This is a genomic window from Chitinophagales bacterium (genome assembly GCA_019694975.1).
Taxonomy (GTDB): Bacteria; Bacteroidota; Bacteroidia; order Chitinophagales; family UBA10324; genus JACCZZ01.
Genome location: JAIBAY010000004.1, coordinates 83,227 through 108,756 on the forward strand (window position 1 = coordinate 83,227; position 25,530 = coordinate 108,756).

The 25,530-nt window shown below is 47.0% G+C and carries 20 protein-coding genes; 8 read left to right on the forward strand and 12 right to left on the reverse strand.

Features of this window, described 5'->3' with window-relative positions:
* Positions 1-43: 43 nt before the first annotated feature.
* From K1X61_08965 to K1X61_09000, 8 genes are all read right to left on the reverse strand, one after another.
* The gene (locus K1X61_08965) at positions 44-1,378 is read right to left on the reverse strand and encodes a DUF58 domain-containing protein (GenBank protein MBX7108762.1); all 1,335 of its coding nucleotides are present in this window, start codon (positions 1,376-1,378) and stop codon (positions 44-46) included.
* Positions 1,375-2,367, reverse strand: coding sequence for a MoxR family ATPase (locus K1X61_08970; protein ID MBX7108763.1), 993 nt, complete (start codon positions 2,365-2,367; stop codon positions 1,375-1,377). Before K1X61_08970 ends, K1X61_08965 begins: the two co-directional genes overlap by 4 nt.
* A gap of 183 nt (positions 2,368-2,550) precedes the next feature.
* Positions 2,551-4,182 (reverse strand): T9SS type A sorting domain-containing protein, encoded by a 1,632-nt coding sequence (locus tag K1X61_08975; GenBank protein MBX7108764.1) that lies wholly within the window; start codon positions 4,180-4,182, stop codon positions 2,551-2,553.
* Positions 4,183-4,274: 92 nt separating this feature from the next.
* The gene (locus tag K1X61_08980; protein MBX7108765.1) at positions 4,275-5,741 is read right to left on the reverse strand and encodes a DUF2715 domain-containing protein; all 1,467 of its coding nucleotides are present in this window, start codon (positions 5,739-5,741) and stop codon (positions 4,275-4,277) included.
* Entirely contained in the window at positions 5,738-6,190 is a 453-nt protein-coding gene (locus tag K1X61_08985; GenBank protein MBX7108766.1) for an RNA polymerase sigma factor, read from the reverse strand. Before K1X61_08985 ends, K1X61_08980 begins: the two co-directional genes overlap by 4 nt.
* Positions 6,191-6,536: 346 nt before the next feature.
* Positions 6,537-7,784: a hypothetical protein gene (locus K1X61_08990; GenBank protein MBX7108767.1), complete on the reverse strand. Its 1,248-nt coding sequence runs from the start codon at positions 7,782-7,784 to the stop codon at positions 6,537-6,539.
* Positions 7,781-8,608: a DUF4129 domain-containing protein gene (locus K1X61_08995; GenBank protein ID MBX7108768.1), complete on the reverse strand. Its 828-nt coding sequence runs from the start codon at positions 8,606-8,608 to the stop codon at positions 7,781-7,783. Before K1X61_08995 ends, K1X61_08990 begins: the two co-directional genes overlap by 4 nt.
* Entirely contained in the window at positions 8,605-10,437 is a 1,833-nt protein-coding gene (locus K1X61_09000; protein MBX7108769.1) for a stage II sporulation protein M, read from the reverse strand. Before K1X61_09000 ends, K1X61_08995 begins: the two co-directional genes overlap by 4 nt.
* 192 nt (positions 10,438-10,629) lie before the next feature.
* Between K1X61_09000 and K1X61_09005 the strand changes: the two genes are divergently transcribed.
* A complete protein-coding gene (locus K1X61_09005) occupies positions 10,630-11,358 on the forward strand; it encodes an RDD family protein (GenBank protein ID MBX7108770.1) in 729 nt (242 codons plus the stop codon).
* 36 nt (positions 11,359-11,394) lie between these two features.
* Here K1X61_09005 and K1X61_09010 read toward each other — a convergent pair whose 3' ends face one another.
* Positions 11,395-13,338 carry a guanylate cyclase gene (locus K1X61_09010; protein MBX7108771.1) on the reverse strand — a complete coding sequence of 648 codons (1,944 nt, stop codon included), beginning with the start codon at positions 13,336-13,338 and terminating at the stop codon, positions 11,395-11,397.
* 187 nt (positions 13,339-13,525) lie between these two features.
* On the reverse strand, positions 13,526-15,514 hold the full coding sequence (locus K1X61_09015) for a tetratricopeptide repeat protein (GenBank protein ID MBX7108772.1): 1,989 nt from the start codon (positions 15,512-15,514) through the stop codon (positions 13,526-13,528).
* 198 nt (positions 15,515-15,712) lie between these two features.
* On the opposite strand from K1X61_09015, the gene K1X61_09020 reads away from it, so the two are divergent.
* Together K1X61_09020 and K1X61_09025 are read left to right on the forward strand one after the other, a co-directional pair.
* On the forward strand, positions 15,713-16,444 hold the full coding sequence (locus K1X61_09020) for a hypothetical protein (protein MBX7108773.1): 732 nt from the start codon (positions 15,713-15,715) through the stop codon (positions 16,442-16,444).
* Between the two features lie 154 nt (positions 16,445-16,598).
* Complete coding sequence (locus K1X61_09025) at positions 16,599-18,338, forward strand: tail fiber domain-containing protein (GenBank protein MBX7108774.1); 1,740 nt, start codon at positions 16,599-16,601, stop codon at positions 18,336-18,338.
* 456 nt (positions 18,339-18,794) lie between these two features.
* Here the strand turns inward: K1X61_09025 and K1X61_09030 are convergent, their stop codons facing one another.
* Together K1X61_09030 and nadB are read right to left on the reverse strand one after the other, a co-directional pair.
* Complete coding sequence (locus K1X61_09030) at positions 18,795-19,319, reverse strand: hypothetical protein (GenBank protein MBX7108775.1); 525 nt, start codon at positions 19,317-19,319, stop codon at positions 18,795-18,797.
* Positions 19,320-19,572: 253 nt separating this feature from the next.
* Entirely contained in the window at positions 19,573-21,162 is a 1,590-nt protein-coding gene (gene nadB, locus K1X61_09035) for an L-aspartate oxidase (GenBank protein MBX7108776.1), read from the reverse strand.
* A 275-nt stretch (positions 21,163-21,437) separates the two neighbouring features.
* Here nadB and rplM point away from each other — a divergent pair, with 275 nt between their 5' ends.
* The 5 genes from rplM to K1X61_09060 all read left to right on the forward strand — a co-directional run bounded on the left by rplM (position 21,438) and on the right by K1X61_09060 (position 25,514).
* On the forward strand, positions 21,438-21,878 hold the full coding sequence (rplM, locus tag K1X61_09040; GenBank protein MBX7108777.1) for a 50S ribosomal protein L13: 441 nt from the start codon (positions 21,438-21,440) through the stop codon (positions 21,876-21,878).
* A gap of 36 nt (positions 21,879-21,914) precedes the next feature.
* Complete coding sequence (rpsI, locus tag K1X61_09045) at positions 21,915-22,307, forward strand: 30S ribosomal protein S9 (GenBank protein MBX7108778.1); 393 nt, start codon at positions 21,915-21,917, stop codon at positions 22,305-22,307.
* 33 nt (positions 22,308-22,340) lie between these two features.
* Complete coding sequence (gene rpsB / locus K1X61_09050) at positions 22,341-23,249, forward strand: 30S ribosomal protein S2 (protein ID MBX7108779.1); 909 nt, start codon at positions 22,341-22,343, stop codon at positions 23,247-23,249.
* 106 nt (positions 23,250-23,355) lie between these two features.
* Positions 23,356-24,192, forward strand: a complete 837-nt coding sequence (gene tsf / locus K1X61_09055) for a translation elongation factor Ts (GenBank protein MBX7108780.1) — start codon at positions 23,356-23,358, stop codon at positions 24,190-24,192.
* A gap of 758 nt (positions 24,193-24,950) precedes the next feature.
* Positions 24,951-25,514, forward strand: coding sequence for a hypothetical protein (locus K1X61_09060; protein ID MBX7108781.1), 564 nt, complete (start codon positions 24,951-24,953; stop codon positions 25,512-25,514).
* The last annotated feature ends 16 nt before the right edge of the window (positions 25,515-25,530 follow it).

Genomic DNA, 25,530 nt, shown 5'->3' on the forward strand with positions numbered 1-25,530 from the left:
CAAACATTGTTTTGAACAGCGCAAGTGATTCGGCGATTTACCGTCAGATGAGTCCGCGGCTTTTAAATTCAAGGTATTTGTTCACGGTATTGACCGACAACTCTTCAGGCCTTGATAAGATGCTTTGTATTCCATAGCGTTGCAATTCTGTGCCGAGCTGCATTTTTTCATGCAGGAACTGTTTCGCAATGGTTTGTTCGTAGATGTCATCGATGGCAGTCACTGTTTTCCTGCTGAAGTCTTCCACTTCCGCATTCTGAAAAAAGACAACTACCAGCAGGTGCAGCCGGTTGATGCGCCGCAACACCGGCAAAACCCTTTCCAGCGCGTAGCGGCTTTCAAAGTTGGTAAACAGGAATACGAGGCTTCTGCCATGCATGTGGTAGCGTGCACTCCGGTACAGCAATTCAAAATTTGCCTCCATGTTTTCTTCGCGCTGCGCGAAAAGTGCTTCCAGGATCTTCTGCAACTGCCTTCGTCCACGATCCGCTTTGATGAAGGTTTGATATTTATCGGCAAAAGACATCAGTCCTGCCTTATCACTTTTACGAAGGGCCAGGTTGGCCATTACCAGCGAAGTATTCACGGCATAATCGAGCAGGCTCATGCCATGAAAGGGCATCCGCATGGTGCGGCTCCTGTCAATCACGACATATACCTGCTGCGCTTTTTCATCTGCATAACGGTTAACCATCATGGTATGACGGCGGCCCGATGCCTTCCAGTTGATGCTGCGGTGATCATCACCACGTACATATTCTTTTATTTCTTCAAACTCATAGCTGTGACCAATACGCCTGAGTTTCCTGATGCCTTCATGGGTTGCAATGGTTGAAATGGCCTTCAATTCAAACCGCTTCATCTGCACGATGGATGGATACACATGTATTTCGGCGCTTGCACCAATGACCAGGCGTCTGTGGCAGAGCCCGATGCCTGTTGTCAGCAACAGGTTAAGATCGCCGAAGTGATAGTTGCCGCGTGTCACCGGAAGAAGGCTGTAGGTGATATGCTTCTTTTCCCCGGGTACAATATTGAAGTGAAAGGAAAAGTCACGCCGTTGAAATTGTTCAGGCAGTTCATCAATCAGCCTGATACGCAGTGATAAGGTGCTGTTGTTTTCCAGCGCAACCACCACACTGTTCTCATCGCCCAGCGAAAATATCTTTTGCATGATGCGCTTTCCACTCATCTTCACCGAAGGATTAAAAAGCAGGGCCGCATCTGCTACCGTGATGGCAGCGAGCAGGACGAGTAACAACTGCGCTACGACAAAAAGGAACGGCAGAAAAAAGCTGACGGAAAAGAGAGCTGCTGTTGCGCCGGCGATAATAAAAAGGCGATTCGACAAATACAGGTGCCGCAGGAGGTACATCATCGGGGCACTTCAATTTTGCGGATGATCTCACTGATCACTTCTTCCACTTCCATGCCTTCCATCTCTCTTTCTGGCGTAAGAATGATACGGTGGTTCAATACCGGATAACTTACAAACCGGATATCGTCAGGTGTTACGAAGTCGCGGCCTTTGATAGCTGCCAGGGCTTTTGACGAACGCAGCATGGCAAGTGATGCACGCGGTGAAGCACCTAAAAACAAGTCGCCATGGTTGCGTGTCTGATGCACAATCTGCGCAATGTATGCCACCAGTTCATCTTTAATATGCACGCGCTCTGTCAGCTGCCGGCATGCTGCAATATCAGCGGCAGAAAATACCGGCTGCACCTCCTCCGATTTGCGGTTGCTGAAATCTTCTTTAAACAGCGCAATGATTTTTGTTTCTTCCTCCAGTGAAGGATAATTGATTTTCACCCTGAAAAGAAAACGGTCGAGCTGCGCCTCCGGCAGTTTATAAGTGCCTTCCTGCTCAATAGGGTTCTGCGTGGCCAGCACCATGAATGGAAATTCCATCCTGTAGGTGGAGCCGTCCACGGTAACCTGTTGTTCTTCCATGACTTCAAAAAGGGCAGCCTGCGTCTTGGCCGGTGAACGGTTGATTTCGTCGATCAAAACGATATTTGAAAATACAGGCCCGCGGTTGAAGATGAATTCAGAATTTTTAAAGTTGAACACAGAAGTGCCGGTCACATCCGACGGCATCAGGTCAGGCGTAAACTGAATGCGGGAAAACTTAATGGAAAGCGTTTTTGCAAGCAGCTTTGCGACTAATGTTTTAGCAATTCCGGGAACACCTTCAATCAGCAAATGGCCGCCTGCAAATAATCCGGTGATGAGCAGCATGAGCAGATCATCCTGGCCCACAATAACTTTTTGAATTTCTGTACGGATATTTTTTACCGCATCACTTATTCTTTGCTGATCCGGATGATCGCCACGTGAGATACTGTCTTCATTTATTGGATCCATGTATTACCTGTTCATCGCAAAGTATCTAAAATTTTAAAAACAGCAGCGGTAAATATTACTACGACGCGGGCATGATGGTACCTGAGATAACTTCTGCAGAAAATCAAATAGAGCAGGATGTCATAAAAGCAAAACCGCCGTTATGTTGACGGCGGTTTGCAAATTACTTTAACAATTGGCTTTCTATTGAATAAGCATTTTCGCTGTCAGCTGCTGATGCGGTGAAATAAGTTTCACCACGTACATACCGTTTTCCAAACCAATCCGATCTAACTGAATGGAAGACCGGCCCTGAATTGTTTCACTAAAAACAATCCTGCCAGTAAGATCCATTATACAGATGTTTTCGAAGTTTCCTTTGAAGCTGATGTTGGTGAAATCATGGAATGGATTGGGGGCAACCTGCACTTCCACCGTATTTGCCAACGGCTCATGGATGGCAGAGATCGTTCCGGCGTTATACTGATCAATGACCGATTGAATGACATCGGAAAGAATCAGCCTGCCGGCGCCATTTTCATCCGCACCATTCATCGGATTGTAAATGTAAGCGAATTCGAGGCTGAGCACTTCCTGCGCCGCAAGGTTCAGTGGACCAGTTGATCCCACCATGCGAATATCAGTAGGATCAAGGCCGGCATTCCACCACCAGTTGGAGGGTTGCCCTGTAACCGATGAATCAGAAAACCCGGGAAAATAAAAATCCGCCAGGTTCGCACCTGCATAGCCTTCCGGATGGAGCGAGTCTACAGCCAGCGGAGAACCGTCTTTCCAGGTTGCATGCAGGTAGCCATAATAGTCTTCGCCGTTTTCAGGGTTGCCAAGCGGTGAAAAATCGTTGTGATAACCGATAGATTTTGAAAGCGGATGACTCAGCCATGTTGCTGAAAGCGCGGGCGGCGTGTCTTCATAATTAAAGGCGCAACCGGGCCCGTCAACAGCATCTGCATTGATGGCGAAAATGGAATTTTTGGCAACGTCTGTTCCAACATAATCATCTGAATAACAACCGAGATCAAAGTCATTCCACAACCCGACATATACATCATGATAGTTGTTGGCTGATTTATTTTTTAAGATGTAATTGAAAATAATGCAGTTGGAAAGCAATGGATTCGTTTCCTCGCTGTACGTATAGGCCATGCCATGTAATTCCACGCCAAGTGCGCTGGTTGCAGTTTCCGTATGTGGTAAAGCAAGGTCATTGAAAATAAAGTACACGGCCTGATCACCATAGATGGATGGATAATCTCCCGCTGCAGGTTCGTAAATACCATTGTTATTCAGATCGGCAAATGGCGCCATGATGGCATCGAATCCTGCAGGTCCGTTTCCCGGCCAGCCGGCTATACCGGAAGGCAGGGCATATCCGGCATCAGCATAATGATTCTTATGATACTCTATTTCCTTCTTCCCTACTTTCCACACCTGATCCCACGTTCCGGTATCACCTGCAACGCCGCTTAGGTTAATGGGTCCGGGGAAAAAATCATCACCTGCCTGGCGATAGGTAGATGCCGCCATGTGCAACTGCCCCTGATCATCGAGGCCGCCAATCCATAGATCTGCCGCAAAAGTTGCATGCACATTACTGCCTTTCGGTACTTCGAAGCCAGGCTGAATATTGACTGTGGTGCCTGCACCGTTGACATCAATCTTGCTGAACAGAAGGCCGTTGGAGTTGATGGTTGCGGCAATGTTGCCGGTATCAAGCACAGCGGAAGCATTGTAATGTAAGCCCTGTGCAAATAATTGCTGATGAAACACAATGCAGTAAAGGAGCAAGAGGGTTGTAAATACTTTCAAGGTTTTCATGATGGTTGATTTAGATGGTTAGCATTAATTACTGAACGAACCGGTTACCATCCATTGATGCATCAGTTGCCTGCAATGTTGCCTGCTGTTTTTCAGAATGAGAATTTTATGCCTGTATTAAAACCGAACTGATAAAGCTGCTGTGCTACCGGTGCGTCTTCACCGGTAATTGTTTTCAACTGCATTTGAAGATAAGGTTCTCCGAAAATACCTATGTGATCATTAAAGCGATATTCCGTTTCTATTCCACCATAATAGCTCAACGCGGCGCGGTAACGATAGTAAGAAGCATCCTTTTCGGGTAAAGTAACCGGTTCCAGTGTTTCCGGATTAATACCCGATCCTTTTTGTTGGAAGCTTACATTACATATGATCCCTGATTGCATACTGACCTGAAATTTTTGGAGATCAAAGGTGTAACCAATCAACATGGGAATATTCCAAAATGCATATTTGACAGATGATTGATACGATGCAATGGAATCGATGGTGGAAATAACAGTGTCGCTGTAAAAAACATTAACCGGATCTTTGAATGGCGACCAGATGGTGTAATAATAGGTGCTGTCAGTAATGATGGATACCTGCCAGTTTTTCTGGAGCGTAAATGCTGACTGTTGTGTTGAATAGAGCATGCCTGATTTCAAAAACAGTCCGCCATCAGTGTGCACGCTAACTCTTAATCCGGCAGTATATGCATGCTGCATGTGTTTGTTCCAATCAGTAAGCATTAATGAATCACCGGGCTGATCAGTCAGCTGCTGAAAAGAAAAGTCAGGAGAAAAGAGCACCTCCAGCGACCATTGTAAATTGCGGGAAGCAGGTGAAGTTTCGGTTGTGGCGGCTGATGCAGCATTGACCGCAGCTGTTTTTTCAGAAAGTATTGTTTCACTTGTGCTGGTTGCTTCGAAAAGGGATGCTGCATACAATGGTAACAGCGGGTTCAAATCAGATTCACGGGACGGGTGACCGGAGTTGAAACTTATGCTTTCCGGTAGCGCTGATGATGAAGGGAGATCATGGGCTGCAGTCGGCGAATGCTGCTGCACTGCAGAAGTTTGCTTTTCTTTTTCAGCAACCTTGGCAGTGTTGCGGAAACCTCCGGATGCAGCATCATCCGCGACATCGCTTATCTGTGGTGGATGGTTAGCCGATTTGCTTTTCACAACGGAATGTTTATCCCGATCGATGCTATTAGTTGGAGCCGGATCTTTTTCATTGCCGGAAGCAATGGGTTGAAAGGAAGAAACTTTATCTGGAGAAACAGGATTTGTTTCTTTTAAGGGAAGCGGTTCGCCGGTTGCAGAAGCTATATCACTTCCGGAAACCATACTTCCGGAATTCGTAAAAAGCGGATGATAAAAATAATGGCATGTGAATGGTATAAACAGCAGTAACAGCAGCCAGGAATACCTGCTGCTTCTACGGATGCCGGCCAGCCATTTCCGCTGCTGTCTTTTTTTGATAACATTATTAAAAAGGCCTGCGGGTACAGGAGATTCGTAGTCAGCCATTTTTTCACTGATCTTCTCCGGCCAGTTTTTGGATGGAATTTTCATGATATAGACACCTCCTTGTGACTGAGCTTTGTGCGAAGCGCTTTTCTTGCCTTAAAAAATTGTGTGCGTGATGTCGCTTCCGATATCTGCAGCATACCTGCAATTTCTCTGTGACTATATCCTTCCACAGCAAAAAGGTTAAAGACGATACGGTAACCTGCCGGTAACGATGCAATAATTTCAAGCAGCTCCCTGGCAGCGAATTGGCCGGTCAGCGATGCATCTTCAGCATCACTCTCCACGGTTTCCAATGATGCGGTTTCATATTTGATGTGTGATTTTCTGAGGTGAGACAATGAGGCATTCACGAATATCCTGCGCATCCACGCTTCAAACGCTCCATCGTTGCGAAATGCTGCGAGGTGATCGAATACGCTGATAAAACCTTCCTGCAATACATCTTCCGCATCCTGCCGGCTGCCGCAATAACGGATGCACAATGTCATCATCCGGCCAGCAAAGAGGTTGAATAACTCCTCCTGGCAGTTCCGGTCTTCTGCAAGACAACCTTTGATTATTTCATTCAATTCCAATGCGGCAGCGGTTCACTGAGGGCTGATGCATTAAGATAGCTAAATGTTGCCTGAGGGAATTATTTTTTTTCAACCAAAACGGATGGAAGGCGCAGATTCAACTGCAAGCTGTCTCAAAAAAGGCAATCAATGCGGTGATGCCGTATTTGTTTCGGCATCTGTCAATGAATGGAAGAGATCCTGATCCCTATGAATCAGGACAGGATGACTCCAGGTATTTTGAGATAGCTTCTAATCATGATGTGCTGCAAAAGGGAAACAGTCATTTACACGCCTGATAGAAATCGGCCAATGCAGCATGAAATGTGTACAGTTGTTCTTTACTGATTGCATGCATGTTTTCAATGGTTGTATAGTCTTCTGTCAATTGCCGGATCTTTGCGCTTTGCACCTGCGACTTTTCAGCAAGTTTCATCACAAAGTCTGCATCCATGTTTTTTGTTTGTATAGCATAACGCTGACGAATGAAAGCCAGGAACAGCTTCATTTTTTGCAGGGCAAGTGCACGGTGGTCCTGCTGTTGCAGGTAAAGACTGCCGATGGTTTGTATGAATTCAAGGGATGTATTGCTGCGTTGTTCAGCTATTGGAATAATGCGCTGATCGCGTCGTGCGCGGAAGAGCAGGAAGAGTGCAGCCATTGACAATAAGACATACCAGGCCCAGCGAAGGCCGGTTTGAGACAAAATGTAATGCAATGGCGTGTCGGTACCGGCGCGGTTGCCGGGAGCCGTTTGCGGCACCTTGCTGAATTCATCCCAGTAGATATTGGAAGCGGCCAGGTGAGAGAAAACTTTTTGTGCATGTTCCAGCGCTTCCGGCTGTAGGAGATAATAGTTGCAAAAGCAGATCGGTGTGGAATGCAGGTAAAAGTTGCCGGCGCCGTAAGGAACTTTAATATAGTTGAGGAAAGAATCATTCACCGTTGCCAGTGAAACATAAGCATCGCCACTTTCCTGCATTAATGAATCGGGAAAATAATTCCAGTTGTTCATGGCGCTCTTCCATTCAAAAACATAACCGAACCGGAAACCGTCTTGTTTGAACAAGGAGTGATGACTGAAGTTGATATGGATGAAGGAATCGGTGAGATAAGGTAAACGGCCACCTGAAAATTCTTCGAGGTGTATGATGCTGTCCAACAACTCACCGGGCAAAATCTCCGCGGCAATAAAAGCATCGTTGCCACGGAATACAAAATCGCGCAGGCGGCTGATATCATTTTCAGCAAGGTAAAGCTGAGCGCCGATAAAGATATAGCTGCTTTTTGCCGTATCCGTGAGCGGCAGTGTTGCTGCTGCTGATTGATGCATGGCTGTGAAAGTATATGCGGGAAAATAGTGTTGCAGCAATTGCGCGATCACACTTACGTCATAAGGTTGTTCTCCGTTTTCCCTGTACATGGCATACCAGTTCACCTGTTTCGCATCACGGAAACGGTACAATACGAAAGCAATCAGGATGCAAAAAGCAATCACTGCAATAATCCATGCTGCACGGTTGCTTTTCATGAAGTTGATTTAATGACAGCAAGCAGTTGATGGAACTGCTGTCGCAGCGCATCAAAGTGCTGTTCCGTTATTGGCAATTCGCCGTACCACACCTGTTCAAAAAGCAGTGTCGCTTCGCGGAAACTGCCATAGGCTGTGGTACTGTACAGTTCATGCACATAATCGAAATTTGTTTTTTCCTTTTGCCAGCGTATCAGCTGAGCGGCAGCTAATGCTTTAATGATCATCAGGTAATAGAGGCGCACTGCCAGCCTGAAATCACGTTGTTGAATGGCTTCCTGCAGCAAACGTTCCTTTATCTGTGCCGGGCCATTCTCTTCAGGAGTTGCTGCAACATATTCTTGTTCCTGCTTATCTTTTTTTCTGCCCGTGTAAAACTGAAATCCAAAAGCTTTTAGCAGCATGATAATGAGGACCGTGAAAAGCACCACGAAGGCAATCAGTCGCAGCGTTTGCTGAGAGATATTGATGGCAGTCGTTTCTTCTTTATGCTGCTCCTTTGCCACGGGTTCCTCCTCCGGAGGCTTGCCACTGTAGTCGAGTCCGTCGGTCAGCTTTTTATAGGTTTCCATATCAAATTGTCGCGGACTGATGTCTTGATTATAGTATGCTTGTTGCGCCCCCGTCCGCTCTCTGATTTGGAACGAGTCAGCAGGAGAAGTAGTGATGGCTGCAATGGAATCTGTAACACCGGGGAAAACAGTTTCCGGCTGCATGGCAGATCCGTAAGCGGCTGCTTGCGCCGGCAAAGCAACAGCCTGGTGCAGCAGCAAAAAGCTGAATACAGCGGCCACTGCTATCACAAGGCGAAAGTGTTTATTCATGCCTTCGTTGTTTTTGATCCGATCAGGGTTATACGATGCTTCAGGTTGGCGGCATCATGAATCTCTTTCAGCGAAAAATATTGCAGGCCAAAGCCAGCCAGTGAAATAAATAACAGGAAGTTGATGGAGAAAAGGGTGACGAACCGGAGGATGAAGTCATACACCAGGTTGACGGTTTCCTGTTCGAGCAGGACATTCCATTTAAACACATTTACGAAAAACCAGATCACCGGCGAGTCAATGAAGAAGTAGAGGATGAATGAAACCAGCGTGAGCATTGCGAACAAGCCGTAGATGCTGAAAAGGCTTTCACCCATAAAACGGCGGATATGATGGAATGCGGCAACCGGATTGGCCTGCTGATGGATCGTGGTGAATAACCAGAGTAACAAAAGGGGGAACAGCAGCGGAAACAGCAGCCAGGTCATTATATCAGGCAGTAAGAAAATCGCATTGACGGTGGCTGATATAATACACACTTTGATGAAATGCTGACGGAAAAAGGACAGGTAAGTTGTCGCGGAACGTTGTGCAGTGCGCCCGGCTTCTCTTATCAGCCATGCATAAACTACGGTGCCGTTGATGGCAAACATCAGCGTGTTGCAGCCATAAACAATGAGTGAATGATGATGAAAATAAGCGCCGGCTCTTAAAAATGACCAGGCACCGAAGAGGTAGTCATTGCGCCAGTCGTCCGGGTTGATTATCCATAGCAGCATGGTTGCCACTGCGGCAAGCGATACGTTTAACAAGAGTATGTTGCGGAAATATTTCCGGAAGAAAATAAAAAGGTCGCCGAATATTTCTCCATTGTTCCGGATGATGGTAAAGTCAGGCATCTGCTCACTGATCACCGGCGATTGCGCTTCAACGGGCAAAGCATTGCTGCGCGATTTTTGAAATGGATACCATACAAAGTACAACAGCATAAAACAGAGGGAAAGCAAAATAACACAGAGCCTGATGATATCGGGTGCATCGGTATAACGGGTGAAGAAAGACTCGATGATGGCGGCGCTTACGATGATGGGAGCAATGCCTGTCATGATCTTTAACGACCGGCGGGCGGAAAGCTGCAGTGATTGCAGCCGCGAATAAGTGCCTGGAAAAACAAGCCCTTTGCCCAGCACGAGCCCTGCGGCGCCGGCGATGATGATGCAGGAAATCTCCAGCGTGCCATGCATCCAGATGGCGAGAAATGACTCGCGAAAGACATGATGTTCGATAAAGAAATACTGAAAGGTGCCCACCATGATGCCATTGTACAACAGGATGGCTAAAGTGCCGGCGGCGTAAAGAATGCCGAACAGATAGGTCATGAAAGCCACCTTCAGGTTGTTGAAGGTGATACCGAGAAACATGTCCATGCCATTGGATTCCTTATACACTTTCATCGGGTCGCCGCTCCTGATGTTTTCCACGGTCATGTTCACGTAGCTGTCACCAAGTATCGAAGCGGCAAAGCCCGGATCATGCATGCCGGAGAAAACTCCGATGCAAAAGGAAAGCAGGAAAACGCAAAATGACAGCAGGAATTCAACACGCGAAGCATAGATCAGCAATGGCAGTTCTTCTTTCCAGAAAAGAAAAAAGCGTCCCCGTTTTTCCTTTTTGTTTTTGTAAATACTGAGGAAGGTGCGTTGTGCAAGGTTGTTGAGATACACACGAACAAAACGGTTCGGATAAAAGGTGCGCGAGAACGAAAGGTCATCGGTGATCTGCACAAACAGGTTGCCGAGCTTCTCAGGATCTTTTTTTTCATGGTTAAGGATCTCTTCAAACTCCTTCCATTTATCCCGGTTCTGCCGTATGAAATTAGATTCGCGCATGTAAACTGTAAGATGGAAAAATTTCAGAAAAATTTATCCGCATTATAAACGCTGTCGGTTGGATTTATTCATCGCTGATACGGAAGCCCGATGCATTTATGTTTTAAATGATTGCCAATGGAAAGTTACGAATCGGTTTGATGAACCATCAGCTACCTTTGCAACAGACGATACAAAACCGGTGCGCTCAGGATGCAAACCATAGACATCATCACTTCGCAAAACGTAACCATTCAGTATGCGCTGGCATCGGTGCGTGACCGGCTGCTGTCATTTTTTATTGATGTGCTGGTATTATTTGTATGCATGATGCTGCTGGTATTACTCTTCACCGCGGTGATTGATACAGGAGATTTTGACTATGTGCTGTACCTGCTGATTTTTCCGTTTCTTATTTTTTATTCGCTGGTGCAGGAAGTTTGGTGGAATGGACAAAGCATAGGCAAGCGCATGACCGGACTGAAGATTATGAAACTGAACGGCAAAGAACCAACAGCCGGTGATTACCTGATCCGCTGGGCGTTCCGGTTCATCGATATCTGGTTCTCCCTTGGGGCTGTTGCGTTGTTGCTGATCAGTTCTACGGAAAGGCATCAGCGGCTTGGAGACCTGCTGGCCGGTACTGCCGTCATCAAACTGGCACCGTGGCAGACGGTTAGTTTGGAAGAAGTGCTGGCCCTGCATGCCACTTCAGCATATGAGCCCGTTTACACCGGTGTAAAAGTTTTTTCGGAGCAGGAAATGTTACTGGTCAAACAGGCGCTTGACCGGTTGAAATTTTATGATAATGCCGCGCATCATGAAGCGATTCGTATGTTGGCAGATAAGATTGCAGGGCAAATGTCACTTACAGCAAAACCGGAAGACCCTGTTTCATTTCTGAAAACCGTACTGAGCGACTACATCGTATTGAGCAGGTGAAGTGCCATGCGACCACCATGGCCTGCCAGGAGGCTTTCACTCGCCAAGGATGGGTAATCCCATTTTTTTCCGCTGTGCTATCAGCGGTGCATAGGTCCTAAGGTTATCCATAAAAATGGTTCCATAAAACATGATGGCCCATATTATTTTCTTTTCCACGCAATTTGCGAAAAAGTGGTCCATTTTCTTTTTGTCGCCCAGCCACATCGATATGGAAAATAGCAGGAAATCAAAGTGTGTATCGGGTTGTTCTTCCTGCAGCTTCATCACCTTTTCCAGCAACTGCTGCAGCGCCGCCATATCGTTGAGTTTTGAATTGGCATAAGCAATAGCCAGCAAGATCAGGGGAAAGTCACCGGCAATTTTTTGCACGTTTTCAAACAGTTCAATCGATTGTTTCCAGTCGCCTTTGAGTCCGGTGAGGTAACCGCGCATGTTAGTTACCAGGATGTGATTGGCATCCAGTAACTCCGCCTCCCGGCAATATTTTTCCGCCTCCTCAAAATGTCCGGTCGTGACGCAGATGCGGGTAAGTGTTGCCACTATATCCACTGATAGCGGATCGAGGTCGCGAGCAATTTTGGCATCGGTAATGGCCTCATCAAATTGCAGTAAAGGAAACCGGAGCTCCGCCCTCACTATATATACCATCGGATCATTGGGATTGATGGTAACGGCTCTTTCCGTAAGCCGCATTGCTTCCCGCCAGTCCCATTCATTGTAAAACTTAATAGTTGCCATGGCAATCAGCGACATGGCATTATCAGGATCAATGGCTGTTGCCTGAGCCGCATGATAATTCGTTAAACGGGCAGCTTCGGCCGCGGGCATGGCGCCAATCTGCCCGAAAAATGCATACAGTGATGCGAGCCATCCGTGCGGATAGGCGAAATTAGGATCGCGTTCGATGGCTTCATTAAAAAGGGCTATCGCATGCTGCCGCGATACCGGGTCAGCGCGGTCATACAACTGCAATGCTTTAATGTAACACCGGTAGGCGTCAAGATTTTCCGTAGGCGCTTTGGCAAGTTTCTTCTTATGATCCGCTTCACTTAGGTTAATGCGGAAATGGTTGGCAATCTCCCTTGCGATGTCATCCTGCACGGCAAAAATATCTTCCATGCTGCGCTCGTACGTCTCGCTCCAGATATGATAGCCGTCAGCGGCGTTGATGAGTTGCGCGGTGATGCGCACTTTTTTGCCGGCTTTACGCACACTGCCTTCCAGTACCTTCTGTACATTCAGCTTTGCGGCTATCTCACGGATGTCTTCATTCTTTCCTTTGAAAGCAAAGGACGAAGTCCGGGAAGTCACCTGCAGCCCGTCAATCTTTGCCAGCACATTCAGCAACTCTTCCGTGATGCCATCGCAGAAAAATTCATTTTCAGGGTCTGAGCTGAGGCTGGTGAAAGGCAGCACAGCCACGGCATTGAGTGATTGTTTCACTTTTCCCTTCACCTCATCCCTGGAAGGAACGATGAGACCCGGGTTCGCCACGGCGTAAACCTGTATCGGTTTCTGTACATTTTTCAGCTCGAAGTATCCGAGCGGATGCGCATCAATGCTTTGATTGCGGATCTCATCCACTAACTTCTCCGAAATAAAAACGCTGCCGGGAACAGCCAGCGACTCCAGCCTTGAGGCGATATTCACACTGTCGCCATATACGCCGGTATCATCAAACATTACATCGCCGCTGTGGATACCAATACGCAGGTCTACTTTATCCTGCCGGCAGCGGGTCTGCATTTCGATGGCAGCCTGCACGGCATCCGCGGCGCTGTTGAAGATGCTAAGGGTGCCATCGCCATAATACTGCAACAGCTTGCCCCGGAATTTGCCTAATGCATCTTCAATGATCAGTTTGCTGGCATCCCGCTGCTGCCGTGCCATCGTTTCATTCTGCTGCATAAGCGCGGTAAAGCCAACCATATCGGTGAACATGATAGCTGCAAGCTGGCGTTGTGGTTGCGTGGTCACGGTAAGGGCTGATATCTCCGGCGAAATATAGGGATTAACTCTTAACGGGAATTGAGATGCTTAAATCATTGGTTCTTAATGTAGGGTAAAAATTACAATTTATATAGGACATTGAAAAGTGAGGATGCTGGTTAGCGAATTGATATAAATCTTCGTCAAAATGGAGGATAGTCCCAAATCAGTTGCATTACTTCAGCTTCATTTTCTTCAGTAACACATCAAATCTCGGATCATCCCTTATCTTATCAAACAAAGGATTGCCCAAAATTTCATCCAGCCCGCCGTCACGCTGATCATAAGCCCGGTCCAGCCAGTAGAATGCCTTATCAGCATCGTTGCGCCAGGCATAATTTTCTGCAATCTGGTAAGCCCAGTCCTCAGCTCCGGTGGCAATAAATTCCTGCAGCTCTTTTTCTGACTCAGCCTTATTACCCAATTCAAAATTGATTAAAGCAAGATAGACTGCCCTCCATCCGCTGTCAGGTTCCAGTCTTATCTCCTGCAAGGCGCTGTCTGTCTTGCCCTGTACTAAGTAAACAATCGAAATCGCGGAATGCGTAAAAGGGTAATCCGGACTCAGTTCGAGTGCGTTCCGGAATTGTTTAATAGCATCTTCATAACGCCGGGCATTTACATAAGTAATGCCGAGGCTTGAAAATGCCCGGGTATTGACCGGATCTATCTCTGTCAGTTTTTGAAAAAGGCGGATGGATTCGTCATATTTACCAAGGGTGCGGAACAGACTTGCCCTCCGGTGAATGATGGCCCCATTCTCCGGATCCAGCTCGTAAGCCCTGTTATAGTCGGCGGCGGCTCCTTCCCAGTCCTGCTCGTACTTCTGCTTGATCCTGCCTTCAGCCAGCCATCCGTCTGCCAGCTTACTGTCCAGTTTAATGGCTCTTTCTGCAAACAACTTTGCTTTGGCATATCCTTCAATAGTTCCGTAATAGCTGGTATTGGTGAGGTCGGCATATACATTTGAAAGCAGCACACTGATCTTTGCATTGCCGGGTTCGAGGGCATAAGCCTTGTTCAGCAGTTCAAGTGCTTTGAGCGATCCTTCGATACTGCCGGAGTAAGCGAAGTATTTACCCTGCAACATCAAATTATAGGCCTCAGGATTACTGTGATGCTGATCGCCGCCGGTATCCAGGATTGCAGATACCAACTGGCCTACAACAGCCTGAGCAATCTCATCCTGCACCTTAAAGATGTCATCAATAGCCCTGTCAAATGTGCCCGACCATAAATGAACGCCATCGGCTGTTCTGATCAGCTGCGCCGTGATGCGGATCTTGTTTTTATCTTTTCTGACACTGCCTTCCAGGATATGCGCTACGCCGAGCTTTTCACCGATCACCCGGAGATCCACATTTGAACCCTTAAAGGAAAAGGAGGAAGTGCGTGCGATTACTTTCAGCTCCGGAATCTGTGCAAGTTCATTCAGTAACTCTTCACTCAGCCCGTCACCGAAATATTCCTGGTCGCGGTTGGCGCTCATGTCAACAAAAGGCAGCACGGCAATTGACTTGTCAATCACGGCCGGCGTCTTGAAAAACAGCAGGTATATGAAAACTGCAGCAAGCAAAGTCAATGCAGCTGCGGTAGCCGGCCATATCCACCGTGTCTTAACCCTCATTCCTTTGCCGGTTAACTGTTCTTTTTTCGGAACGAGTATGCCGGGGTTGCTGATGGCGTAAATATCTACGGGCTTACTCACATTCTTCAATTCGTATTTGCCCATCAACACGGCCTCGATATCTTTTTGATTCCTGATATCATCATAGATCCGTCCCGAGATGAATACGCCGCCTGCTACCGCGAAGGATTCAATGCGTGAAGCAACATTCACTCCATCGCCATATACATCGCTTTCTTCAAAAAGCACATCGCCTTCATGTATGCCGATGCGGAGCGGCACTTCCGGCGTTTGCCGCATAAGAAGCTGCACGGCAATGGCGGCCTGCACGGCTTCAATGGCGCTGTTAAACATGCAAAGGGCACCATCGCCGCTTAATTTTAAGACGCGGCCATGGTGGAGGGTAACTTCCTCTTCCAGGTTGTTTTTAAACTTATCCCGTAATTGAGTTGCCATGGCTTCATCCTTTTCCATGAGCGATGTGAACCCCTGGATATCGGCAAACAATATGGCAGCCAGTTGTCGGGAGGATTGCATGGTCATATCGTATCGATTGCAATATTACCCAATCTGATGAACACACGGTTCAGATTTTTACCGGCGGAAATTTCCATGATCCGGCATCAATGGAATGAATAGTTTTATGTTGATGATGAGCGGAAGCTGGTTAATTTATTGCCGGACCTTCATCAAACTTTACATTATCTTGTTTCCTTCATCATAAAAACAAAAATCATGAAAGGGAATTTGCTGATCATGCTCTTCTTATCTGCATGGCTGTACAGTGCTGTAGCACAACCGCCGGCGCAACGGCAGGCCGTGATTGTGGAAAGCATGCATTTCTTACCGAAGGCGGGAATGGCTGATAAGATGGAAGCGGCGGTGAAAGCGCATATCGCCCGGTTTCATCCTGCCGGACCTTATGCCGCAGGCCTCCGTTCGGTTGACTACGGGGTACGGACGGGATGGTATGTCTGGGTGATGGGGCCTGCCAGTTATGCGGCTCTCGATCCGCGTGAAGACCAGGCAGCACATAATGACGACTGGAACAAGAATGTGGATCCGTTGATTGAGAAGTATGACCCAGCAATTATTTTTGAGTACGATACGGAAATGTCAACCGGCCGTGAGATGTTGGCTCGATCAGATCATTATGATACGTGGGCCGTTGATGTAAAGAGCAATGAGATGAAAAGGTTCAATCAGATTATTGAACAGCTGAGTAAGACCTATGCATCCCTGGGCAACAGGGCCTTCCTGGTTTACCGCAGCCAGGTGCACTATCCGGGCGGTGCCGATGTCGGGCTTGTGACCAGTTTTACTGACTACACTGACTTTGGTAGTGACTGGGGCGTACAACAGGCATTCGAAAAACTTTATGGTGCCGGCAGCTGGGACAAGATGATGACAGTATGGAATGAGGTAGTGGTGGATTACAATGAGGAGATACGCAGCGTAGTAAGGTAAATACATTACAAGGATAAGCCTGAAAGTGAAAGGAAACAGCGCGCAGCATTTGAACCGGTACGCTTTCATTGGCTGTTTACTTCTTCCGCCATAATTTTTTATCTTTTAGGTACATGCTCCATTCACCATCCGCTTTTAAAATGCAATTAAAATCATGAAAACACCATTTTACTTTCTCACAAGAGTTGCCCTTGCCGTAGTGCTGTTGCTTGCTGTGAAAAGCACTTCTGCACAAAACATTTTCCCTGCCAACGGCGCCGCGGGAATCGGCACCGCGACACCGAATGCATCATCGTTGCTGGATATCACCTCTGTCACGAAAGGAGTGTTGTTGCCCCGCATGACCAAGAGTCAGCGCGACGCAATAGCTGCACCGGCAACAGGCCTGCTGATCTATCAGACTAACAGCAATGCAGGCTTCTATTACTATGCCGGAAGCGGCTGGTCGCCGGTAACGCCCAAGCCGGGATGGTTGCTCAAAGGCAACAGCGGCATTGATCCGTCATCCAATTTCCTGGGCACCACTGATGCGCAACCGGTGGTGATAAAAACAAATAATGCCGAGGTGATGCGGATCAGCAGCAATGGCAATGTGGGCATTGGCACAGCCAATCCGGCCGCTATGCTGCAAGTGTCGGGCGATGTAATCATTGATGGTGTTGTTAATGGAATAGATGTTGGCACAGGAGGAGGCTCCGGGTTACCCAATACAGCGGTTGGCCTCCAGTCGTTGCAATCAAACACAACAGGCGATGATAACAGCGCCTTCGGGAATAGTGCGCTATTCGCGAATACAGATGGAACCGGTAACAGCGCATTCGGCAACAACTCCCTTCACGCCAACATTTCAGGGAGTTCCAATACCGCCAGTGGATACAATTCCCTGCTTTCAAATAACAGCGGATCAGGTAATACGGCCAGCGGATATTATGCCCTTGCTGCCAATACCAGCGGAAAAAACAATGTGGCGGAGGGTTATGCTGCGCTTGGCAATAATAAGGGTGGAAATAATAATACAGCGTTGGGTTATAGTGCTGATGTAGCAGCAGACGGCTTGTCGAATGCAACCGTTATCGGCAATGGTGCCGTTGTGGATGCAAGCAATAAAGTGCGTATCGGCGATGCCTCCGTTTCCAGTTATAGCTGCCAGGTGAACTGGACTGCCGGCAGTGATGTCCGGATAAAGGACCAGGTGCAGGAAAATGTGGCGGGTTTAAATTTTATCACGCAATTGCGGCCGGTAACTTTTCACTACAATGTGGCAAAGCAGCAGCTGTTGTTGGGTATGACCGGTGAGGTGGCGCCGGATGGTGGTTATGAGATTGAGAAAATTGCCTTCAGCGGTTTCATTGCACAGGAAGTGGAGGCCGCGGCGGCAAAGGCAGGATATGATTTCAGTGGCGTGGATAAGAGTGGCAATGTGATGGGACTGCGTTATGCCGAGTTTGTGGTGCCACTAACAAAGGCAGTGCAGGAACTGGCAGGAATGAATAAAGACCTGCAATCGGAAAATGAGCAACTCAGTTTACAAGTTGCCACGCAGCAGCAACAGCTTGATGTGTTGCAATCACAGGTGAATCAGTTGCTTGCCGGCGCAACATCACCGGACGATGCAGTTGCTAAAATTTCATTCGCACCACTGCTCGGTCAGAATATTCCCAACCCTCTTGACAACAGCACGGTGATTCCTTTCAATATTCCAAAAGGATGTGAATCAGCGTCCATTATGATTACGGAATCTCCTACCGGAAAAATTGTCGCCGCCATACCGGTCAGCAACGAAAAAACATTTGTTGTGATGGAGACCGGAACATGGCCTTCCGGTACTTACCAATATGCATTGTATGCAGATGGGAAGATACTGGATGCGAGGCAAATGGTGATTGCGCGGTAAAAAGTAAAGAGTCATTTATTAAAAGGAATGCGACAGAACGGAAAGGTTTAGTTTGAATGACTCTATTAACTTAACAGGAAACACGTGCAGCAAGTCCTTCTCTCTTGTGTCAAGGAGATAAGCACTTCCTCTGCCGCATGATTTACCGATGGTGTTTTATTAAAAGTGTGCAGCCCGTGCAATTAATACGGGCTGCACACTTTATAACCGTACAACCCCGTCATTCAATAACAACTTGTTGTGTCATGGTAGTTGCACCCATCATGTCGTTGAGGAGGTAAATGCCGGAAGAGCGTGCCTTCACATCGCGGGTTACCGTTTGAGCTGCTACATCAATTAATGTTTGCCTATTATTATAGTCACTGGTGCAACGGATATTGTTCAGTCAGGCACAGCTACTGATGTGCAAGATTCGTAATCAGTGTAGCAAGGTGATAAAGGAGATGTCTACCGGTATCAGTTGTGCCGGATAGTTTTCAGGATGGTCAGCATTTCCTCCTTCATGTCATTGGCATACCCGATGCGCAGCGCATTTTTATAAACTCCGCCGTCTTTCCAATACAGCACAGCAGTACTGACAGACCATACATCATTGTAAAATAAGATACCGGCCGTGTCGCCGTTTTCGGTGAGGCTGATGCGGTAGGGAAGAATGAGGAGCAGGTCACCCACAGCAATGGAATCGGTGTTTTTATCAGCAAGGGTGTCGCCAAAATCAAAATACTGCAGGCCATTCGAATACGAATAGGTGAAATGAACACGGGTATCATCTCTTATCTTGTCAAATGTACCGCCTTCAAATCCCTGCATATAACCGCCATCATAATAGCCGGGAAACTGCATGGTATAATCCGCTTTGAACTTTTCCGTTTTCCAGGCGGGCTGTTGCTGCAGTTCATTGGAATCGGTGATGATTACCTGATCCTTTTTGCAGGAAGAAAGCAGCAGTAGCAAGGGCATTATGAAGAAAAGCTTTTTCATAGAGCATCATTAGACCCGGATTTTTCAATGACCAATTCGCATTCGCAAAACGAAGAGTGATTTGCCAGCCATCAACAATGGCACTTTGCTGATAACGCATTGATCTGTTATTTGTATGCAACCGGAGCACACAGAGGACAGGCCCGGCTTCCCAAACGCTGCAGGCAATTTTTTCTTATCAGGTAAAAAGCCGTTTGATGAAGGGCAAGGTTATGAGGAATATGATGAACCCCAGCCATTGATGCAGCGATGATTACAAGACCGTGTTCTTCGCCACCTTCAGCTTTTTCGGGTAGTCGGTATTATAATTCAGTCCACGGCTTTCTTTGCGTGCGATGGACGAACGGATAATCAGGTAGCCGATATTGATGAGGTTCCGCAACTCGCAAAGTTCCGGTGACACAACGGTGCGCTGATACAGCGTTTCCGTTTCATGGTAAATCAATTCCAGCCTTTCCAGGGCGCGCTTCAATCGTAAGTTGGATCGTACGATACCGACATAGTTGCTCATGATGTCCTGCACTTCCTGCCGGGTAAAGGTGATCAATACCATTTCCTCCGGGTTATACGTGCCTTCGGCATTCCACCGCGGAATTTTTTCACGGTAGGAAATTTTCGCAAATTTTTTCACTGCATCCAGGTAGGCACGGTGAGAAAACACCATGGCTTCCAGCAGCGAGTTGGAGGCCAAACGGTTGGCGCCATGCAAGCCGGTGCACGCGCATTCGCCGCAGGCATACAGATTCCTGACAGAGCTTCTTCCCCATTCATCTGTTTTTATGCCGCCGCATAAATAATGTGCTGCAGGCACCACGGGAATCATGTCTTTCATGATATCAATACCGATGGAAAGACATTTCTCATAGATATTCGGGAAATGCTCGATGAATTTTTTCTTATCAAGATGCCGGCAATCGAGCAGCACACAATCATCGCCGCGTTTTTTCATTTCATTGTCAATGGCACGTGCTACAATGTCGCGCGGAGCAAGTGATTTGCGCCGGTCATATTTCTGCATAAACTCTTTACCGTCCAGCGTTCGCAGGATGGCGCCAAACCCGCGGATGGCTTCTGTAATAAGATAGCTCGGATACTCCCCGGGATGGTAAAGGGCTGTTGGATGAAACTGATAGAATTCCATATCCTGCACCTTTCCTTTGGCGCGGTATAACATGGCAATGCCATCGCCGGTGGCGATGATGGGATTGGTGGTGTTGCGGTAAACATGTCCCGCGCCGCCGGTGGCAAGGAGTGTGATGCGTGAAAGCAGCGTATCCGTTTTTTTTGTTTTGGTATTGAGGGCATAAACACCATAACATTCAATGTTTTTTGTTCTGCGCGTTACCTCAATGCCGAGGTGATGTTGTGTGATAAGGTCAATGGCAAAGTAGTGCGTGAACAGGGTGATGTTCGGGTGCCGTTGTATCTGTTTAAGCAGGGTGCGTTCTATTTCAAGGCCGGTGTTATCCTTGTGATGCAAAACACGGTGCCGGCTGTGGCCACCTTCTCTGCCCAAATCGTATTCGCCTTCGGCATTCTTGTCGAATCGGGCGCCCCATTCAATTACTTCTTTTACACGCTGCGGTCCTTCTTTCACCACAATCTCCACAATCTTCTTGTCACACAATCCTGCCCCTGCATCAAGGGTATCGGCAATGTGTTTTTTATAAGAGTCTTCTTCAAAGTCCCAAACAGCGGCTACACCACCTTGTGCATACTTTGTGTTCGATTCATCTTCCGAAGCTTTAGTGATGATGCAGACGGTTCCGAACTTAGCCACTTTCAGGGCATAGGTAAGCCCGGCAATACCGGAGCCGATAATGAGAAAATCGTATTTTTTCATGGGTGCAAGATAGTTGAAAGAGCAGTGAATGATGATGATGCCTGTGTTTATGGCGGCAGATTGTAACCGCTGAACAGTCGGCCCCTCAGATCCGAAACTCAATCTTCCCGGAAGGATAATTATGCCGGCCTGTTGCAGAAAATAAGCGAAAGTGCTGCTCATTATCAACTAATTATGTGTATCAGGCTGAATTTTTCTACCCTTTTCCTTGTTTCTTTGGCTTATCCCTCTACCTTTGCGATCCCAATTTTTAACCAGCAATAAATCCTGACCACGTGAATACCTTAAGTTACCGTACAAAACATGCCAACGATCAGACGGTGAAGCATGATTGGATTCTTATTGATGCCAACGGACAAACACTCGGCCGTTTGTCAACCAAGATTGCTTCCTTATTAATCGGAAAGCACAAACCGTATTTCACTACGCACATTGATTGCGGCGATCATGTAGTGGTAATCAATGCGGAAAAGATCCGCCTTACCGGCAAGAAGATGACTGATAAGGTGCTTGTTACCTATACCGGTTATCCCGGGGGTAAAAGGGAAACCACCCCTGAAAAACTGCTGGTGAAAAAGCCGACCTACCTGCTGGAAGAAGCGGTTCGCGGCATGTTGCCGAAGACGCGTCTCGGCCGTGCCATGTTTAGCAAGCTGCATGTGTTTGCAGGTGAAAAACATGATCACGTTGCGCAGAAACCACAACCCATAAAATAATTCACTTCCTCACGCATCATTAATCCTTAAAACAAGGTGGAAAAAACTAACTCCATAGGCAGAAGAAAAGAAGCCTCGGCACGCGTGTATATCATGCCCGCTACCGGTGATTCAAAAATTGTGGTGAACGGTAAAGATTATACCGACTACTTCCCGCAGCGCATATTTCAGCAGGTTGTTGAACAGCCTTTCAAACTCCTGGATCTCGGCGGCAAGTTCGATGTGATCATTAATGTATCAGGCGGTGGTGTGAAAGGACAGGCTGAAGCCATCCGGCTTGGTATCTCCCGTTCACTGGTGAAGATCAACCCCGAATACAAGGCCACATTAAAACCATTGAAACTGCTCACCCGCGACCCAAGGGCCGTGGAGCGCAAAAAGCCGGGACGCAAGAAGGCGCGCAAACGCTTCCAGTTCAGCAAACGTTAATCTCATCACCGTACTAAATTCCGAATCCGCATCATGGAACAAATTCAATATAAACAATTGCTTGAAGCAGGTGTACATTTTGGTCACCTGAAGAAAAAATGGAATCCTAAAATGATGCCCTATATTTTTATGGAGCGCAAAGGGATCCACATCATCGACCTGAATAAAACGCTGGAAGCGCTGGAAGAAACGGCGGCTGCCATGCGGCAGATCGCAAGAAGCGGTAAAAAAATCCTCTTCGTGGCTACTAAGAAGCAGGCAAAAGAGATTGTGGCGGAAGCAGCGCAACGCGCCGGAATGCCGTATGTAACGGAGCGCTGGCTGGGCGGTATGCTCACCAATTTTTCCACTATCCGCAAATCAATTAAAAAAATGCAGGGCATTGAAAAGATGCTGACTGACGGAACGCTGGAGAACATCACGAAGAAAGAACGGCTGCGCCTTATGCGTGATAAGGCCAAGCTGGAAAAAGTGCTCGGTGGTATAGCCGGCCTCAACCGGTTGCCGGCTGCCATCTACCTGGTTGATATCATGCATGAACATATTTCGCTGGCAGAAGCGAAGAAGCTCAATATACAGACGATCGGTATGGTGGACACCAATAGCGATCCTACGCAGGTTGACTTTGCCATTCCGGCCAATGACGATGCCACTAAATCTATTGCCATTATCACCAATTACCTGACGGAAGCTCTGATGGAAGGGTTGGAAGAACGGCAGAAAGATAAAGAAGCACTGGATGCCGCACAGGATGATGATGAAAGTGCTGAACTGCGTCGCGAGTTTAACATGGGTGAAGATGAGGAAGAACGCGAAAAACGCGGCGGTGCGAAGAGAGGTGGCAGAACTGCAGGCGGCGGTAGCGGCAAAACACCGGCAGGCGGACAAAACCGGCGCCGTGGTCCGGCACGGCCGGCACAGCGGCAGCAGCGGGCGAAGTAACAGGTATTGTTGCGCTTAACAGGCAATCGATATTGATTTCGGCATGCTGTGGAGCGGCTTCGTGTTGACGGACATTTTAATTAATCAACAATTTAACTCAAAACCAATGGTGGAAATAAAAGCAGCAGACGTAAATAAGCTTCGTCAGCAAACCGGTGCGGGGCTGATGGATTGCAAGAAAGCACTGGTAGAATCAGGCGGTGATTTTGAAAAGGCAATTGACTACCTCCGTAAGAAAGGACAAAAAGTTTCTGCACTCCGGTCAGACCGGGAGGCAAAAGAAGGCGTAGTAATCGCCATTGCCAACAGCACGATGACACAAGGTGTGGTGCTTAACCTGAGCTGTGAGACTGATTTTGTGGCGAAGAATGATGAATTCATGGCTTTCGCCAATGCAGCGGCAAAGCTGGCACTGGATAATGGCATTGAAACCGCGGAACAAATAGCATCACTTCCTTATGAAGGAGTTACCATCGGCGAAAAGGTCATTGAAATGGTGGGCAAAATCGGCGAGAAGATTGAAATACGCCGTGTGGAACGCCTCGAAGGTGCCTGCGTGGTGCCTTACATCCATTCCAATTACAAATTAGGTGTATTGGTGGCTTTCAATCAGCCGCCTTCCGACGCCGTTACTGCCATAGGCAAAGACTTAGCCATGCAGGTAGCTGCCATGAATCCTGTTTCAGTAGATCAGACCACGGTGCCGCAAAGTGTGGTAGACCGTGAGCTGGATATCGCCAGGGAGAAGGCGAAAGCAGACGGCAAACCGGATGCAATGATTGATAAAATTGCTGCCGGTGCCTTACAGAAATATTTCAAAGAAAATACCCTGCTCAGCCAGGAATTCGTGAAGGATAACAAGAAAACGGTAACCGACGTGCTGAGGGGAATCGATAAGGAATTGCGGGTAACAGCCTTTAAGCGGGTGTCGCTTTCGAACTAAAAAGTGAAAGGAGAGAATTTGATTCTCTCCTTTTTTATGTTTCATGGTTCAATTGACAAAGGCTTTGCAACAGCCGGAAGGGGGTTGGGTTTAATACTGCTGAAGGTCTTGCTCCGGTATCTTTTTATGGGATTGAAAAAACGAATTATCAAGGCTTGCATACAAATACAATAAAAAAGCAGCATGCGTTATTTTTTCTATGACATAAACAATGCCTGAAAAATAATTCAGATATTTAATAAACATAACCTCCAGGTGTACCCATAAGCGGTAGCTTCAACATCTAATCCTGAAGTGATATAAAACAGTTTTCTGCATTTCCGCTCGTTTTATCCTCTCCTTCTGTTTTCTCCCATGCAAGCAGTAGAGACTAAATACTGCAAAGTGGTAATCGTTCATCAAATATTATCACTGCACTAACGCGGTAATTGTTTTCCCAAATTCTGTATTGACAATTTTCTTCCACTTACATTAGTGAAACCTATTAAATTTTTTGCTATGAAACCAATTGTATTTTGCTGCCTTTTTACTTTTTTTTCTCTTGTGAAGAAAGTAGTTATCGTCAGGCAGATAGTGCTGTTACCGGCACATCCATGCAGGAGGCAATATCAACGGTAGCAAACAATCGTCCGAAAAACCTCCATTGCAATGATCCGCGGTTTATCAAAGCTGAACAAGAAGCTTACAATAGCCTTTTAAATGAAATTGCAATTATCATCACTAAAAAGAAAGAACAGATAGACAAAATGGATAGAATCATGAAAGCAGCATTCGATTCTGTTGATATTTATTATCAAAGAGCGCTTCATCAATGTGGTAATGAACAGGTTTGTACTGAAAAGGCACGGCAAGACAGGAATGAAGCAATGCAGGCGATGAATCTTACCAAGGATGAATGGAAGAAAAATTCAGATCAATCAGAAGCAAAGGAGATGGAAAAAAGCTATATGGATTATGATAACCGGGTGGAGGAATATCGGAAACTATACTGTAAGGGCTTCCGTGCAAATGGAACTTATCAGGATGCTGTTTTCTCAGGCCACATTGATGATCTCTCCAAAATGTTTACCATTAAAGTTAAAGACGCTGTAATTGGAATTGAATGGGAAATACAATGCACACCAATCAATGATACAACCGGCTCCTGGGTATCAGGTTTTTCATATGGCGGGGTTAGTCACAATGCGTCCGGCAATTATACGATTGATGGCCTGGCCTCCGCTAAACCGGTCTTCAGGATGAATGGTAATTGGGGTTATACCGTTTTGGGTGTCACCACATCTGCTTCTGGTACCATACCTATTGATTTAATCAGGGAATAATCAGATCAACCTCAGG